The sequence below is a fragment of the Paraburkholderia sp. RL18-101-BIB-B genome (assembly GCF_046026985.1).
GTDB lineage: Bacteria > Pseudomonadota > Gammaproteobacteria > Burkholderiales > Burkholderiaceae > Paraburkholderia.
Window position 1 is genome coordinate 40,623 of sequence record NZ_JARESV010000038.1, and the last position, 15,706, is coordinate 56,328.

15 protein-coding genes and 2 tRNA genes are annotated in these 15,706 nt (G+C 64.8%); 6 read left to right on the forward strand and 11 right to left on the reverse strand.

The annotated features are described in order from the left end of the window. Window positions 1-166: 166 nt before the first annotated feature. The 3 genes from panS to P0D73_RS34545 all read right to left on the reverse strand — a co-directional run bounded on the left by panS (window position 167) and on the right by P0D73_RS34545 (window position 3,518). The gene (panS, locus tag P0D73_RS34535) at window positions 167-1,126 is read right to left on the reverse strand and encodes a ketopantoate/pantoate/pantothenate transporter PanS (protein WP_408434891.1); all 960 of its coding nucleotides are present in this window, start codon (window positions 1,124-1,126) and stop codon (window positions 167-169) included. A 511-nt stretch (window positions 1,127-1,637) separates the two neighbouring features. Beyond that, window positions 1,638-3,050 (reverse strand): MATE family efflux transporter, encoded by a 1,413-nt coding sequence (locus P0D73_RS34540; protein ID WP_408434893.1) that lies wholly within the window; start codon window positions 3,048-3,050, stop codon window positions 1,638-1,640. A gap of 249 nt (window positions 3,051-3,299) precedes the next feature. Beyond that, the gene (locus tag P0D73_RS34545) at window positions 3,300-3,518 is read right to left on the reverse strand and encodes an RNA-binding S4 domain-containing protein (RefSeq protein ID WP_011489423.1); all 219 of its coding nucleotides are present in this window, start codon (window positions 3,516-3,518) and stop codon (window positions 3,300-3,302) included. Window positions 3,519-3,850: 332 nt separating this feature from the next. On the opposite strand from P0D73_RS34545, the gene P0D73_RS34550 reads away from it, so the two are divergent. The 3 genes from P0D73_RS34550 to P0D73_RS34560 all read left to right on the forward strand — a co-directional run bounded on the left by P0D73_RS34550 (window position 3,851) and on the right by P0D73_RS34560 (window position 7,122). Then, window positions 3,851-4,303 (forward strand): hypothetical protein, encoded by a 453-nt coding sequence (locus tag P0D73_RS34550; protein WP_132373546.1) that lies wholly within the window; start codon window positions 3,851-3,853, stop codon window positions 4,301-4,303. 99 nt (window positions 4,304-4,402) lie between these two features. Continuing rightward, window positions 4,403-4,666: a hypothetical protein gene (locus P0D73_RS34555; RefSeq protein WP_408290517.1), complete on the forward strand. Its 264-nt coding sequence runs from the start codon at window positions 4,403-4,405 to the stop codon at window positions 4,664-4,666. Window positions 4,667-5,040: 374 nt separating this feature from the next. Continuing rightward, window positions 5,041-7,122, forward strand: coding sequence for an ATP-dependent helicase (locus tag P0D73_RS34560; protein WP_408434905.1), 2,082 nt, complete (start codon window positions 5,041-5,043; stop codon window positions 7,120-7,122). 161 nt (window positions 7,123-7,283) lie between these two features. On the opposite strand, the gene P0D73_RS34565 is transcribed toward P0D73_RS34560, so the two are convergent. The 8 genes from P0D73_RS34565 to fdxA form a co-directional block, all read right to left on the reverse strand. Next, on the reverse strand, window positions 7,284-8,054 hold the full coding sequence (locus tag P0D73_RS34565) for a DUF4088 family protein (protein ID WP_132373549.1): 771 nt from the start codon (window positions 8,052-8,054) through the stop codon (window positions 7,284-7,286). A 285-nt stretch (window positions 8,055-8,339) separates the two neighbouring features. After that, window positions 8,340-8,663 (reverse strand): AzlD domain-containing protein, encoded by a 324-nt coding sequence (locus P0D73_RS34570; RefSeq protein ID WP_408257139.1) that lies wholly within the window; start codon window positions 8,661-8,663, stop codon window positions 8,340-8,342. Further along, window positions 8,660-9,421, reverse strand: coding sequence for an AzlC family ABC transporter permease (locus P0D73_RS34575; protein ID WP_132373551.1), 762 nt, complete (start codon window positions 9,419-9,421; stop codon window positions 8,660-8,662). Before P0D73_RS34575 ends, P0D73_RS34570 begins: the two co-directional genes overlap by 4 nt. A gap of 173 nt (window positions 9,422-9,594) precedes the next feature. Next, window positions 9,595-10,425 carry a helix-turn-helix transcriptional regulator gene (locus P0D73_RS34580; RefSeq protein ID WP_408181063.1) on the reverse strand — a complete coding sequence of 277 codons (831 nt, stop codon included), beginning with the start codon at window positions 10,423-10,425 and terminating at the stop codon, window positions 9,595-9,597. A gap of 101 nt (window positions 10,426-10,526) precedes the next feature. Next, window positions 10,527-11,003, reverse strand: coding sequence for a CreA family protein (locus P0D73_RS34585; RefSeq protein WP_132373553.1), 477 nt, complete (start codon window positions 11,001-11,003; stop codon window positions 10,527-10,529). 218 nt (window positions 11,004-11,221) lie between these two features. Next, window positions 11,222-11,297 (reverse strand) — tRNA-Asn (locus P0D73_RS34590). Window positions 11,298-11,374: 77 nt separating this feature from the next. Further along, window positions 11,375-11,450 (reverse strand) — tRNA-Asn (locus P0D73_RS34595). A gap of 116 nt (window positions 11,451-11,566) precedes the next feature. Then, window positions 11,567-11,890 carry a ferredoxin FdxA gene (gene fdxA, locus P0D73_RS34600; protein WP_064268471.1) on the reverse strand — a complete coding sequence of 108 codons (324 nt, stop codon included), beginning with the start codon at window positions 11,888-11,890 and terminating at the stop codon, window positions 11,567-11,569. 303 nt (window positions 11,891-12,193) lie between these two features. On the opposite strand from fdxA, the gene pncB reads away from it, so the two are divergent. The 3 genes from pncB (at window position 12,194) to P0D73_RS34615 (ending at window position 15,700) form a co-directional block, all read left to right on the forward strand. Further along, window positions 12,194-13,390 (forward strand): nicotinate phosphoribosyltransferase, encoded by a 1,197-nt coding sequence (pncB, locus tag P0D73_RS34605; RefSeq protein ID WP_408181062.1) that lies wholly within the window; start codon window positions 12,194-12,196, stop codon window positions 13,388-13,390. 137 nt (window positions 13,391-13,527) lie between these two features. Further along, the gene (locus tag P0D73_RS34610) at window positions 13,528-14,190 is read left to right on the forward strand and encodes a LutC/YkgG family protein (protein ID WP_408181061.1); all 663 of its coding nucleotides are present in this window, start codon (window positions 13,528-13,530) and stop codon (window positions 14,188-14,190) included. Between the two features lie 79 nt (window positions 14,191-14,269). After that, window positions 14,270-15,700 carry a sodium:proton antiporter gene (locus P0D73_RS34615; protein ID WP_408181060.1) on the forward strand — a complete coding sequence of 477 codons (1,431 nt, stop codon included), beginning with the start codon at window positions 14,270-14,272 and terminating at the stop codon, window positions 15,698-15,700. Window positions 15,701-15,706 lie beyond the last annotated feature (6 nt).

Consider the following 15,706-nt stretch of genomic DNA (forward strand, 5'->3'; position numbering starts at 1 on the left):
CGATCGCGGCGACTGGACTTTCGCGTTCGACTGCGCACGTTGCGCGCTCTGCCGATACGTCGTGGACGCACCGGCAGAAGCTGCTATTGAACGCCGATCGTGCACGCTGCACGCGTCGGGGTCGTGAAGCAATCGCGACACGCGCGGCGCGCCTCGCGGCTTGCTGTTACCCGCGTCCGGCGTTCAACACCCGCTCGCCATCCATATGCGTGGAGCCTTTCGCGGGACGTCCCGCCCAGTACCCGGCGAGCAGCGAGCCCGAGAGGTTGTGCCACACCGAAAACAACGCGCCAGGCAAGGCCGCGATCGGCGTGAAATAGAGCTTGCCGAGCGTCGCGGCGAGGCCCGAGTTCTGCATGCCCACTTCGATCGCGAGCGTGCGGCACACGGCTTCGTCGAAACCGAGCAGACGGCCGCCCCAATAGCCGCCGAGCAAACCGATGCCGTTATGCAGCACCACGCCCAGCATCACCACGAGGCCGACCGACGCGATGCTCTTCTGTGTGCCGCCCACCACCGCGCCGATGATCAGCACGATCGCGACCATCGAAATCAGCGGCAGGATCGGTTCGATCTTGCGCACGATCTTGCCGAACAGATGATTGACGATCAGGCCGACCACGATCGGCAACGCGACGATCTGCAGGATGCTCATCAGCATGCCGTGTACGTCGACGGCGATCGACGCGTCCACATAAAGACGCGTGAGCAGCGGCGTCGCGAAGACGCCGACCAGCGTCGACAGCGCGCTGATCGTCACCGACAACGCCACGTCGCCGCGTGCCAGATAGATCATCACGTTCGACGCCGTGCCGCTTGCCACGCTACCGACCAGCACCATGCCGGCGGTGAGATCCGGCGGCATGCGCAACGCCTTGGCGATCACCCAGGCGGCCAGAGGCATGACGAGATAGTGCAGCACGATGCCGGCGATCACCGGCGCGGGCCGCGTGAAGACACGCTGGAAATCGGCGACGGAGAGCGTGACGCCCATCGCCAGCATGATGATCGTCAGCAGCGTGGTGACGTGCGGCGCGATGCCGGAGAACGAGGCGGGCGAAAAGTACGCGGCAATCGAAACGAGCACGGCCCAGAGCGGGAAAAGACGGGTGACGCGGGCAAGCATGACGGGTGGTCCTTGGTTATGTTTTAGCGCGAGAAGCAGGGTCGGTCGAGCGGCGCGCCACCGGCGGCGCGCTTGCGAGAGTCTGCCGCGTGAGAGCGGCAAGCCTTGATGGCGGGTGATGAGCCTTCGGGCGGCGCTGGCCTTTTTGAGGCGCGCGAGCGGGTTTTCGGCACATGGGCGCGGGTGCGCGTCCATTGGCCGGAACGCTGCATTTTACCGTTCGCGGCGTATTTCCCGTGCGCCGATGGTTGCGCGTGCAACCAGCCGGGCATCGTTCAAACGGGATTGGCGGGCGGTGTGGCGAGCGTGGGTGGACTGCGGCGTTGGTTCAGCTTTGAACGCGTTTGCCCGGCGCCGTGCTGGCCGCATTGGGATGCGCTACAAGTGCGACTTCAAACCGATGTGGCAGGCGGCGCGCCGCGCATGATGAGACCAGCGGCGCTAGTTCAGCTTTGAACGCGTTTGCCCGGCGGCGTGGCGAGCGTGGCGAATACGCGCCTCAAGCTCGGCTTCAGGCGGATTTAACCGGCGACACGCTAGACGTGGCCGGCACGCGCCGCAAGCTCAGTTTATGAAAGCGCAGCGTCATCAGCAGCGCGACGCTCGCGAGGCCGGCCGCGAGTCCCCACCACAAACCGCGCGCGCCGAGGCCGAAGTGAAACGCCAGCGTGTAGCCGGTCGGAAAACCGATCACCCAGTAGCCGAAGGCGGCGGCGATCATCGGTACGCGGGTGTCTTTCAGGCCGCGCAGACAGCCGGAGCCGACCGTCTGCATGCCATCGACGATCTGGAAGATCGCCGCCACGCCGAGCAGCGAACTCGCGAGCGTGACCGTGGCAGCGTTGGCCGGATCGTCGAGATGCAGATAGAGGCCGACGATCCAGTGCGGCGCGGCGATCAGCACGAGGCCCGACAGCGTCATGAAAGCGACGCCGAGCGCGAGCGCGACAAAACCGGCGTGGCGCGCGGCGAGCGGCTGGCCGGCGCCGGACCAGAAGCCGACGCGCACGTTGGCCGCCTGGCCGATCGCGAGCGGCACCATGAAGGCCACCGAGGCGACGTTCAACGCAATCTGATGCGCGGCCAGTTGCGACTCGCCTAGCAGGCCGACCATCAGGCCGGTGGCGAGAAAGAGCGTCGACTCTACGCCGTAGGTGATCGCGACCGGCCAGCCGATGCCGAACAGTTCGCCCATCAGCGGCACGTCGGGCCGCGTGGCGACGACGAAATGGCGATAGCGCGGGCGCAAATGCAACAGCGCCATCAACACGAGCGCGCTCAACCAGACGGTGATCGAGGTCGCGGCAGCCGAGCCGAGAAAACCGAGCCGCGGCAGGCCATAAGCGCCGTGGATCAGGCCGTAATTGAGAAAACCGTTCACGCCGACGCTCACCAGCGACACCCACAACAGCCGTTTGGCCGCGCCGATCGCCGGCAGGAAAGAGCGCATCAGGCCGACCCCGATCAGGCTGCCGAGCGCGCCCCAGCGCAGCACCGCCGCATATTCGCCGACGTTGCGCGCGAGCAGCGCAGGTTCGCCGAAAGCGAGCAGGATCGGCGTGGCGAACGAGAGCAGGAAGAACGCCGGCACCGACAGCAGCACGGACAGCACAAAGCCGGTCCAATAGATGTGCGGCACGCGGCCTTCGTCCTGAGCGCCGCGCGCGTGCGACACGCTCACGCTGACCGAGGTCAGCACGCCTTGCAGCAGCGTGACCACCACGAAAAACAGGTTCGCGCCGAGGCCGCCGGCCGCGAGCGCGTCGGGGCCGAGCGAGCCGAGCAGGATCGTGTCGGTGACGCCCATCGCCATTTGCGAGAGTTGCGCGATGGCGAGCGGCGCGGCGAGCCGCGCGGTGTCCGCCGCGTGGCGGGTCAGGGTCGGCGGCCGGGCGGCCACCCGGGTGATGCCGGATTGAGTCATGGAGCGCTTGGCGGCGGAAGTGGCGACAGCGCGACGGCGGGCGCGACGAGCGCGCGGGCGGAGGCGAGGGCGGCGGCTCGATGAGCCTTGGCGAATGCATGAGGCAGGCGCCAGCCGGGTATGTCAGCCGATTATTTGTTTGTCGAAACTGACAGCTTATTGCTTGGGCGCGGCGATGTCGATGGAAGAGGCACGATTTTGGTGCGCACGTTGCTCCGAGTTTTCGGACTGCGGGCGACGGGCCGCGTGTCAAGCCTCGTGGACTGCGATCCGCGTATCGCCGAGCAGCACAACCTGACCCGCGCGGATCTTGCAGGTTTTACGCGTTTCGACCCGGCCGTCGACGGTGACCGCACCGTCCGCGACCATCATTTTTGCCGACCCGCCGCTGTCCGCCAGCCCCGTTATCTTCAGGAGATTGTGCAGTTCGACGTAGTCGCCGGTGAGCGTGAAATCGAGGTTGGGCATGGCGTTTGCACCTTCAGGCAAAGGGTTCGCATCATAAGCCAGAAGCTTGCCCTAGATGAAGTTCGCGGTGCGCGCCGTCGTCGTGTGAGCATCTGCAAGCAGATGTTATGCGATTGTCGGAAAGTGAAACGTTCCGTAACGACGGTCGTAAAACATGAACTTCACTCGTAAAGTGCAGATCAATAGGGAAAGCCTGCTGGATTTTTATCTGGCAGCGAGCAGACCGGGCGAGGCGCGCAGAGCGCGCTCATGCAGTGACTCAAATGCAGCGGCTCAAATGCGCAGCGCCGGACAGCTCGCCCGCGTCACAACAACTTTAGAGAGGATTAGCCATGACCCAGATTCGTACGCTTCTGATCGGTACCGCCCTTACGGCTCTTGCTTCCACGGCCGCGCTTGCGCAGACCGCGCAACCGGCAGCGGGTACGGACGGCCAGCCGCAGGTTCAGATGCAAGGCGCCGATACCGCGACCGCCCCTGCCGCGCAGGGCGTGCAGCCGGTGACGCCGCCGCCGACGCGTCTGACGGCGTCGGGCTCGACCGATCCGCTGGTGCAGAAGCGCGACGCCAATGCGAAGGCTAACGCCGAATATCGCGCGTCGAAAAAGGCATCCAAGGCGGAGCTCAAGGATCAGCAGAAGGCCGCCAAGGTTCAGTACAAGGAACAGGTGCGCGACGCCAAGATCAACCAGAAGGCGGATAAGCAGACCGCCAACAACGAGATGAAGATGAACATGCAAGGCCAGACGGGCGACCAGTCGGACGGCGCCGACGTCAAGCACTAAGGCCGAGTTTTGATCAAGCGGCGTGGCGGCGCGCTTTGCCGCCGCGGCCGCTTTAACGGATTTTCAGGTCCGGGCATCTCGTTTCAACGGAGGTATCGCATGAGCATTACCCAGTCCACGAAGACCACGCTTGTCGCCGCGTTGATCGCGGGTTGCCTGTCGTCGGGTGCGTTCGCGCAGGCTAGCGATCCGGCCGCGGCGCCGGTTACCCATGCCGACAAGAAGGCGGCCAAGGAACAATCGAAGGCGGACAAGAAGGCGTCCGTCGCGCAGGCCAAGGCCGACAAGAAGAAGACCGATGCGCAGGCCGACGCCGACAAGGCCAGCGCCGACGCTAATGTGAAGGACGCGAAGAAGCAATAGCAGGCTTGGCGGCAGCGGCAGCGGCAGCGGCAGCGGCAGACGCGGGGCGCATGAACGTCTCGCGATGTTCTGCCGGCAAAAGATGGCCCGTGCGCATTCGTGCGACGGGCCATTCTTTTTGCGCTGGTCTTCGCCCGTGCGGCCGCTTGAAAATGCAGACAGGGCGTGCGGCTAAAAAAGGGTCGCTTGTCTGCGCTAGTTGTATGGATATACAGTATGCGTCGCCGCTCTGAATCCATCCAACGCCCAAATCAATCGTGCTCTCAGTCGCCGAATCCGCGCCTCCCTCGCCGTCCCCGACGTCCCCGCCGTCCCCGACGTCCCCGACGTCCCCGACGTCCCCGACGTCCCCGACGTCCGACACCGCCGCCTGGCTGGCGAAGCTCAACGACGCGCAGCGCGAAGCCGTCGACTACGGCGCCGACACGCCCACCGCGCCGCTCGGCGCGCTACTGGTGATCGCGGGCGCCGGTTCCGGCAAGACCAACACGCTCGCGCACCGGGTCGCCAATCTGGTGGTGAAGGGCGCCGATCCGCGCCGCATCCTGCTGCTGACCTTTTCGCGCCGCGCGGCGCTCGAAATGACCCGGCGCGTCACACGCATCGCCGGCGCGGCGCTCGGTTCGCGAGCCGCGTTGGCGCAAGGACTGACGTGGTCGGGCACCTTCCATAGCGTCGGCGCGCGGCTGTTGCGCGAGTACGCGGATCTGATCGGCCTCGCGCCGGCCTTCACGATCAACGACCGCGAGGATTCCGCCGACCTGATGAACCTCGTGCGCCACGAACTCGGCTTGTCGGCGAAAGAGCGGCGTTTCCCGGCCAAGAGCACGTGCTTTGCGATTTACTCGCGCGTCGTGAACACCGGTGCGTCGCTCGGCCAGGTGCTCGACAAGGCGTTCCCGTGGTGCCGTGAATCGGAGGCCGATCTGCGCATGCTGTTCGCGGCCTACGTCGAGGCGAAACAGAAACAGAGCGTGCTCGACTACGACGACCTGCTGCTCTACTGGTCGCACATGGCCGCCGAGCCGGGAATCGCCGCCGACTTGTCGGCGCGCTTCGACCACGTACTGGTCGACGAATATCAGGACACCAACCGCTTGCAGGCGTCGATCCTGCTCGCGTTGAAGCCGGACGGCCGCGGCCTGACCGTGGTCGGCGACGACGCCCAGTCGATCTATTCGTTTCGCGGCGCGACCGTGCGCAACATTCTCGATTTCCCCGCGCACTTCGATCCGCCGGCCAAACAGGTCACGCTCGAGCGCAATTACCGCTCGACCGCGCCGATCCTGGCGGCGTCGAACGCGGTGATCGAACTGGCCAGCGAGCGCTACACGAAGAATTTGTGGACCGACAAGGCGTCGGCGCAGCGCCCGCGTCTCGTGACCGTCGCCGACGAAGCCGACCAGGCACGCTACATCGTCGAGCAAGTGCTGGAAGCGCGCGAACAGGGCATGAAGCTCAAGTCGCAGGCGGTGCTGTTCCGCGCCGCGCATCACAGCGCCGCGCTGGAGATCGAACTGACCCGGCGCAACATTCCGTTCGTGAAGTTCGGCGGGTTGAAGTTTCTCGATTCGGTGCACGTGAAAGACGTGCTCGCCGTGCTGCGCTGGGCGGAAAATCCGCGCGACCGCGTCGCCGGCTTTCGCGTCGTGCAGTTGCTGCCGGGCGTCGGGCCGGCCACCGCGGCGAAGGTGCTCGACGAGATCGTCGCGCGCGCGGGCAGCGGCAATCCGGCCGACACCGCCGGCGGCGCATTGGCTGCCTTCACCGCGCCGGCTCGCGCACAAGAAGACTGGCATCCGTTCGTCAAGCTGATGTCGAGCGTGTACGGGCGCCAGACGCCGTGGCCCGCCGAGTTCGAAATGGTGCGGCGCTGGTACGAGCCGCATCTCGAGCGCAATCACGAGGACGCGGCGATCCGTCATGCGGACGTGTTGCAGATGGAGAGCATCGCGGGCACGTATCCATCGCGTGAACGCTTTCTGACCGAGTTGACGCTCGATCCACCCGACGCCACCAGCGACGAATCCGGTGTGCCGCTCATCGACGAAGACTATCTGATCCTCTCCACGATCCATTCGGCGAAGGGGCAGGAGTGGCGCAACGTGTTCGTGCTGAACGGCGTGGACGGCTGCATTCCGTCCGATCTCGGCACCGGCAGCGAAGAGGAAATCGACGAGGAGCGGCGTCTCCTCTACGTGGCGATGACGCGCGCGAAAGAGGACTTGCATATCGTCGTGCCGCAGCGCTTTTACGTGCACAACCAGACGCATATGGGCGATCGTCACGTGTGGGCGTCGCGTACGCGCTTCATTCCCGCGCATCTGATGCCGCTCTTCGACGCCTATGCATGGCCGCGCGTGCCGGTTCCGAGCGCGCCCACGGCGGCCGGGCTGGCCGCGGCGGCGCAGGCGAAGATCGAAATCGGGGCGAAACTCAGGAAGATGTGGGATTAAGAGCGCGACGGCGCGCGCTCCCGTGCGTAACAGCGGTAACGCGATCAACGTTGAGCAACGGACGCGGGTGAAGACCGTTGGCCTGGTCCGTTGGTAGGCGATACGTCTCTTGAGCGGCGGCGGGTTGCCGCCGTTGTAGAGGTTTTCGAGGGTCTTTAGCGTCAGCGCGACTGCCGTTGCTGCTGTTGCTGCGGCGCCGGCCGCGGCGGCACGAAGAAATTACGCAGCCAGGCCGCCATCCGCGAAAACACGTCGTACGGCTCTTCCACGAAAATCTCCGGCTTGAGCAGGCGCAGGAACTCCATGATCTGCTGCGCTTCCTGCTTCTGGAACGAGCCGTGCGAAATGCCGAGCCGCAGCAGCCCGCGCAGTTCGCCGAGCTTTTCGCGCGCGGTGCTACCCACGCTCGTTTCGCACGCCACCTTGGCCTCGTAGACGCGCTGACGCAGCGATTCCACCAGCCGCCACGCCGGCGTCTGCATGACTTCCTCGAGCGCCTGAATGTCCTGCGCCGCGCTCTTGATCTGCGCCGCGAGCGGGTCGATCAGCACGGCGTCGCCTTCCGCTTCCTTGACGATCGCCGCCGCCCAGTCGCGGCACTGCTTGGCGAGTTCTTCCGGCGTCCATTCCGAGCGGGCCGCGAAGCCGAAGCCGAACTCGCCCGCCTGCCGCATCAGAATCGCGACGACATCCGGAAACTCCTTGTCCAGCGTGCGTTTAGCCCAGGCGTACTGGCCGCCCTGCAACATCCGCTGAACCGCGTGTTCGGTCAGCGGCACCATATTGTCGAGCAGCTTGGCGCGCAAAAAATCCTCAAACGACGGCGTCGCGAACTGCGGATCGAGCTTCAGCGATACCCGCAGAAAAGCGTCGAAATCCTTGCGCAGTGTCGCGATGGTCTCGTCTTTGAGCGTGAGGGTGATTTGACCCATGTGTTATCCCGTTTGGTCCTGCCGCGCGGCCTCGCCACGCCGCCCGGCCACGCGGGCCATGGGAGGCGCGGCGTTCGATGCCGGCGCGCTTGATTCCTGCCTGATGCCGCGTAACCAGCGGGACGTATCCCGACGAGCGGACCTCGACTGCATAACGGCGGATTGACGGGAAACTTAAGGGAGCACGGGGCGGGGGGCGCCCGCTTTAGAGGGAAGCGTCGCCGTGCTTGCGCGCGGGCGGCGCGAGCCGGACGACGCCGATGCCGGCATGAAAGCGGCGTGCGCCTATTTGAGCACGACGCATTGCCAGACAAAAAACACGGTCAGGCCGACGGCGATGGTCAGAAGCGGCCGCCGCGTCAACGCGCTGACAACCACCGCAGCCAGCGCGCCGACCAGTTGCGGATTGCGCCACGTCAGCTCGGCGTCGCTGCCGTGCGGCGAAACCGCCATCGGCACGATGATCGCGGTCAGCACGGTGACCGGCACGAAGCCGAGGGCGGTGCGCACGAGCGGCGGAAACACCAACCGGTCGCCGAGCACGAAGACGGCGGCGCGGATCACCCACGTGATGGCCGCCATGCCGAGAATCAGGACGACGTAGTTCATCGCGACGCCTCCGCGGTTTTGCCCGTGCCGCGCAGGTTGGGCCGCGACGTCGAAAGCAGCACGCCGATCGCCACGCCGGCGAACACCGCGCCGAGCAAACCGAGCTTGTATGGCCACGCCTGCCAGAAGAAGGCCAGCGTGCCCGCGGTGACGGCGGCCGCGATATAGCGCAACGCGACGAGTTGCGGCACGACGATCGCGATGAAGGTGGCGACCATGGCGAAATCGAGGCCGAGCGATTGCAGGCCCGGAAAAGCCGCGCCGAACAGCAGGCCGGCGACGGTCCAGAGCTGCCAGTTCAGGTACATGGCCAAGCCGGCGCCGAAGAAGTAGTGCGGGCCGACCGTGCCGGGTTCGCGATGCCGGTAGTGCTCCCACGCGACGGCGAAGACTTCGTCCGTGAGCAGCGCGCCGAGCACCCAGCGCCAGCGTGTGGGCAGATGCGCGACGTGCGGCGCGAGCGTCGCGCTGTACAGCACGTGCCGCAAATTGACGACGAGCGTGGTCGCCCAGATCACGGCGAAACTCGCGTGTCCGGCGATCAGGCCGAGCGCGATGAACTGCGCGGAGCCGGCGAACACGACGAGCGACATCAACTGGCCGTGCCATAGATGCAGCGGGCCGGATGCGACGAGGGTGCCGAAAATGACGCCGAAAGGCGCCGCGCCGACCATCATCGGAATGATGTCGCGCGCGCCGGCGGTGAACTCTTTGAAATGGCCTGAGCTCGTGGGCTGGCCTGCGGTGGAATGGGTCAATCTAGCCTCCTTGATTCGGGAAGCATAGCGGCGGCGGCCGGGCGGGGCTTGTACGTTCTTGCGGATGGGGGTGGTTTGATGCGGGAGCGTGGGCGCCAGGCCGTATCTTGCGCCGGAATGAGCACGTAGCGTGGCACGCAGAGGTTGCCAGCAAGCCGTGCCCCAGCGCCGCGTCAGACGCCTTGCCAGCGTCCCGGCGGCACGCCGAACATGCGCCGGAAGTGTCGCGTGAAATGGCTCTGGTCGGTGAAGCCGCTGGCGGCGGCGACATCTGTGACGGAAACGCCGGCGCGCAGTGGCGCGAGCGCGCGCTGCAAGCGCACCTGGTTGCGCCACGCGTGGGGCGGCAGACCGGTCGTTTGGGTGAAAAGACGCGCTGCGTGGAACGGCGAGAGTCCCGCCGCCTGGGCCACTTCAGCGAGCGTGACCGGCTCGACGAGGTCGCCCGTCAGGCGCTCCTGCATGATCGCCACGCGAGTGTCGTCGGGGGCGAGGCGCGAATGCGCCGGCTGCGTTTGCGCGTAGCGCACCAGCAGCGTGGACAAGGCGTCGAGCATGGCGGCCTCGGCAGCGAGCGCGTCGTCGCCCGCTTCCAGCAGACGATGCGCGCGCGCCAGCCGCGCGGCCAGATCCGGGTCGCGGATCACGCCGGGCGCGAACCACGGCAAGGCCTGCGGCTTGCCGCTGACTTCGTCGGCGAGGGCGTGGATGAAGTCCACCGGCGCATACATCACGCGATACCGCCAGCCCGCCTCGACCGCCTTCGAGCCGGTGTGCAACTCGCCGGGATTGATGATCGGCACGCTGCCGGCCTCGGCGACATAGTCGGAACCGAGATACCGGTAACCCTCGGCGCCCGCCACGATCACCGGAATCGTGTACGCGTCGTGCCAATGCGGCGTGAACTCGTGATCGTGATATTCGGCCGTGAGCAGGTCCGCGCCGGGCAGAAGCGGCGTGCGCCAGTAGCGGGCGGAATCCTGGAAACGATGGGCGGCGGTCATGGCGAAGGTCCGGCTGGACCGGTCAGTGTAACGCGTAGCGACCGGTGCCGCCTCATGCGCGGATGGGTCGGCCGGCTGCGTTTTTTGCCGTAGGGCGGCGCCTACTTGACCGGGATCGTTGTTCCGGCCGGCACCGGCACGGCGCTCACGCTGTTCTTCGCGCTGCCGCTGACCACCCGGTCGCTATAGGTGAGATACACCAGCGAGTTGCGTTTCGCGTCGACCACCCGCACCACATGTAGCGACTTGAAGATGAACGACATACTCACCGAGAACACGTCAGCCTGTTTCTTCACCGGGCCCGTGAAGTGGATTTCGCCCACCTGACGACAGGCGATCGACGCCTCCGTGGGGTCTTCCGCGATGCCGAGCGTACCCTTGACGCCGCCGGTACGCGCCCGCGACACGTAGCAGGTCACGCCTTGAACCACGGGATCGTCATAGGCCTCGACGACCACGCGATCGGAGCCCGTGACGCGAAAATTGGTATTGACGCTGCCGACTTCTTCGCTGTGTGCCGAAGGCAGCAGGAGGGCGGCGGCCGCCGCAAGCGCGATACGCAACAAAGTGGGTTTCATGGGATGGGATTGCCGGAAATTGAGCGCCTGGGTTGGGCGCAAGACGTGCGCCAGGAAATCGCCATCGTATAACGGCCGGTGGGTGAGAGGGCCGATGCTCCCGGGCGACAGGTTCGCTGGAACGGCGCGAGCTTGGTATCGACCACGGTGACATGGCTCGGCACCGTGCGGCGCGCAAAAAGAAAAAGGCCCGCACGGATGCGGGCCTTTCAATTTTTTGGCTCCTCGACCTGGGCTCGAACCAGGGACCTACGGATTAACAGTCCGGCGCTCTACCGACTGAGCTATCGAGGAACAGCAGTGCAGCTTGATTAACTACAACTTGATCTACATAAAAAAGCCCGTCTTGGTTAACGGGCCTTTGCAATTCTTGGCTCCTCGACCTGGGCTCGAACCAGGGACCTACGGATTAACAGTCCGGCGCTCTACCGACTGAGCTATCGAGGAACAGAACAACAACAGCAGAGAAACGAAATTGTAGGAGGAGCTTAAGCGCCTGTCAATACCTTGTGCTCATCTCGATTTCATTCGAATTCGGCTGCGCACGCGGCAGACAGCGAGGCTCAGCGTACGAGCAACTCGAGCTTTTCCTTCACGTCCTTGAACTCGTCGGCTTCCGGCAGCGGCGCCTTGGTCTTGGTGATGCTCGGCCAGTTCTTCGCGAGATCGGCATTCAGCTCGATGAAGTTCTGCTGGTCGCCCGGCACGTCTTCCTCGGCATAAATGGCGTTCACCGGGCACTCGGCCACGCACACGGCGCAGTCGATGCATTCATCGGGGTCGATCGCGAGGAAGTTGGGACCTTCGCGAAAGCAGTCCACCGGGCACACATCGACACAGTCGGTATAGCGGCACTTGATGCAGCTTTCGGTCACAACGTGAGTCATTCAGGCAGCTCCTGCATGCGGTATCTGGGGAGGCGGAAACGCCAAAAGCGCTATTGTATCGTAACGTCAAGAGGCGCATGCAGCATCGCACAAGACCGTTTATACGTTTTCGTGATTAGTTTATGGCGTGCGCATTGGGACGTCCCTGGGGCGCGCTGCGCGGGCGTCCGCCGGCGCGCTGAACGCCGGCGCATTCGGGTAACATGCGTCAGGTCGGCGCGCACGGGGCGTGCCGTACGCGCATGGGTGAGTCGGGCCTTTCGTGTCAGGCCTTCCGTTTTCCGCAGTCCAGTTCGCACCATCATGATTATTACTTCGCTGCTCGACACCGATCTGTACAAGTTCACGATGATGCAAGTGGTGTTGCATCACTTTCCCGCGGCGAATGTGGAGTATCGCTTCCGCTGCCGTACGCCGAATGTCGATCTCGTGCCGTATATCGGCGAGATTCGCGACGAAGTGCGCAAGCTCTGCAAGCTGCGCTTCGCCGACGACGAGCTCGACTACCTGCGGCGCATGCGCTTCATCAAGGGCGACTTCATCGAGTTTCTGGCGCTGTTCCATCTGAACGAGAAATACATTTCGATCGAACCGTCGCCGAAGGGCAATGGCGAAATCGACATCGAGATCAAGGGACCGTGGCTGCATACGATCCTGTTCGAGATTCCGATGCTCGCGATCGTCAACGAAGTCTACTTCCGCAACACCCAGCAGAAGCCGGACTACAGCGAAGGACGCGGCCGTCTCGTCGACAAGATCAAGCTGCTCGGCGCGCGTCCGGAATTCGCCGACTGCAAGATCGCCGACTACGGCACGCGCCGGCGCTTCTCGAAGCAATGGCACGAGGAAGTGATCCTCAAGCTCAAAGAAGGCCTCGGCGAGCAGTTCGCCGGCACCAGCAACGTCTTCTACGCGATGAAGCACAGCCTCACGCCGCTCGGCACGATGGCGCACGAATACCTGCAGGCGTGCCAGGCGCTCGGTCCGCGATTGCGCGACTCGCAGATCTTCGGCTTCGAAATGTGGGCCAAGGAATACCGTGGCGACCTGGGTATCGCGCTCTCGGACGTCTACGGCATGGAAGCGTTCCTGCGCGACTTCGACATGTACTTCTGCAAGCTGTTCGACGGCGCGCGCCACGATTCCGGCGATCCGTTCGACTGGGGCGAACGCCTGCTCAAGCACTACGAAGCGAACCGCTGCGACCCGCGCACCAAGATCCTCGTGTTCTCCGACGCGCTCGACATTCCGAAGGTGCTGCAACTCTATGAGCGCTTCCGTGGCCGCTGCAAGCTCGCGTTCGGCGTGGGCACGAATCTGACCAACGACCTCGGCTACAACCCGTTGCAAATCGTCATCAAGATGGTTCGCTGCAATGGTCAGCCGGTGGCGAAGCTGTCGGACTCGCCGGGCAAGAACATGTGCGAAGACAAGGCTTACCTCGCATATCTGCGTCAAGTGTTCGGCATTGCGCAGCCCGAGGAAGAGGCGGCGAAGTAACGCGGTTCGTAGCTGGCTATAGCGTAAGGCCCGTGTTCGACACGCGGCAATAGCCCGTTCGGCCAGGGTGTTCGCGCGCAGGGTGGCCGGTATAATTCTCGCCATATCGCACGGCTGTCGACACGAGGATTTCGCACATGGACACATCGATTGCCCGCCGCAACATCCTGGCGCGTATCCGCGCGGCGCAAGGGCGTGAGCCGGAGCCGTCCGCTTCCGAGCGCGAGGCCGCCGCGGACTACCTGGCGCGCCATCCTGCTGGCCCGCGGCCGGAGATGCCGGTCGACCTCGTCGCGCGCTTCATCGAAGAAGCGCAGAAATTGGCCACCACGGTCGACTCGGTGCAAGCACTGAGCGATGTGCCGGCCGCGGCGCATCGCTACCTCGCGCAACATGCGTTGCCGCTGCAGGCCATCGCCTGGCAAACGCTGCAGGATCTGCAATGGGCCGAAGCCGGCCTCATCGTCGAATTTCGCAAGCCGCAAGACGGCGACGTGGTCGGTCTCACCGGCTGCTTTTGTGCGACCGCCGAGACTGGCACGCTAGTGCTGCTGTCCGGGCCGGAAACGTATGCGTCGGCCGGTCTGCTGCCGGAAACGCACATTGCCATTGTGCCGGCTTCGCGCATCGTCTCGGGTCATGAAGAGGCATTCGCACTGATCCGCAAGGAGCGCGGCGAACTGCCGCGCGCAGTCAATTTCGTCTCAGGGCCTTCGCGTACCGGAGATATCGAACAGACCATCGTGCTGGGCGCGCATGGGCCTTATCGGGTGCATGTGATCGTCGTGCAGGGCGCCTGAGCGGCAAGCGCGGCTCGGCGGTGCATCGGGACGCATGCTCCGATGTGCGGCTGCGGGCAATAACAAGGACTTCAATTCTATGAAAGGACGTGCCGTTTGTACTGGCATGGGGCTCGCGGCTGCATTGACGCTGGCCGGCTGGCCGCAATTTGCGTCGGCCGCCACGCTCGACGGCGCAACTTTGTCGGCGCTGTGGGGGCTGCCGTTCGCGGGCGTGCTGCTGTCGATCGCGGTGTTTCCGTTGATCGCGCCGGCGTTCTGGCATCACCACTTCGGCAAGATTGCGGCGGCCTGGGCGCTCGTATTTCTCGTGCCGTTCGCGCTCAGCTACGGCAGCGGCGTCGCATTCGGCACGCTCGTGCATGCGCTGCTCGAAGAATACGTTCCGTTCATCGTGTTGCTGATGGCGCTCTACACCGTGGCGGGCGGCATCTGCGTGCGCGGCAATCTGCATGGCACGCCGCGCCTGAACACGGCGATCCTCGCGCTCGGCACGTTGCTCGCGAGCATCATGGGCACGACCGGCGCGGCCATGTTGCTAATCCGCCCGTTGCTGCGTGCCAACGACAATCGCAAGCACGTCGTTCATGTGGTGGTTTTTTTTATCTTCCTGGTGGCCAACGCGGGCGGCTCGCTTTCGCCGCTGGGCGACCCGCCACTCTTTCTCGGCTTTCTGCAGGGTGTGAGTTTCTTCTGGACCACCACGCATCTCGCGCTGCCGATGCTGTTCGTCTGCGGCGTGCTGCTGATCGCGTTCTATGCGCTGGACTCGTACTACTTTCATCGGCGCGAGGAAGAACGCTCGCGCTTTCTCGATCGGACGCCCGACACGCCGCCGCTCGGCATCGATGGCAAGATCAATTTCGTATTGCTCGCCGCCGTGATCGCGCTCGTACTGATGAGCGGGCTGTGGAAACCGGGCGTGGAGTTCGACGTGTTCGGCACGCACGTGGCTTTGCAAAATGCCGTGCGCGATGCCGCGCTGATCGGTGTGACGTTACTCTCGTTGGCGCTCACGCCGCGCGCGGCTCGCGCGGGCAACGACTTCAACTGGGCGCCGATCGAAGAGGTGGCCAAACTGTTCGCCGGCATCTTCGTGACGATCGCGCCGGTCATCACGATTCTGCGCGCCGGCGAGGCGGGTGCGTTCGCGGGCATCGTCCATCTGGTCAACGACGCGTCGGGCCAGCCGCACGATCTGATGTACTTCTGGGCGACCGGGCTGCTATCTTCGTTTCTCGACAACGCGCCGACCTACCTCGTGTTCTTCAACCTGGCCGGCGGCGACGCGCAGACGCTCATGACCACCGGCGCCACCACGCTCGCGGCGATCTCGGCCGGCGCGGTGTTCATGGGCGCGAACACCTATATCGGCAATGCGCCGAACTTCATGGTGAAGGCAATCGCGGAATCGCGCGGCGTTCGCATGCCGGGCTTTTTCGCCTATCTGGGCTGGTCCGCCGTGGTGTTGTTGCCGCTTTTTCTCGTCACCGGCTGGCTCTTTTTTTGACGCCGA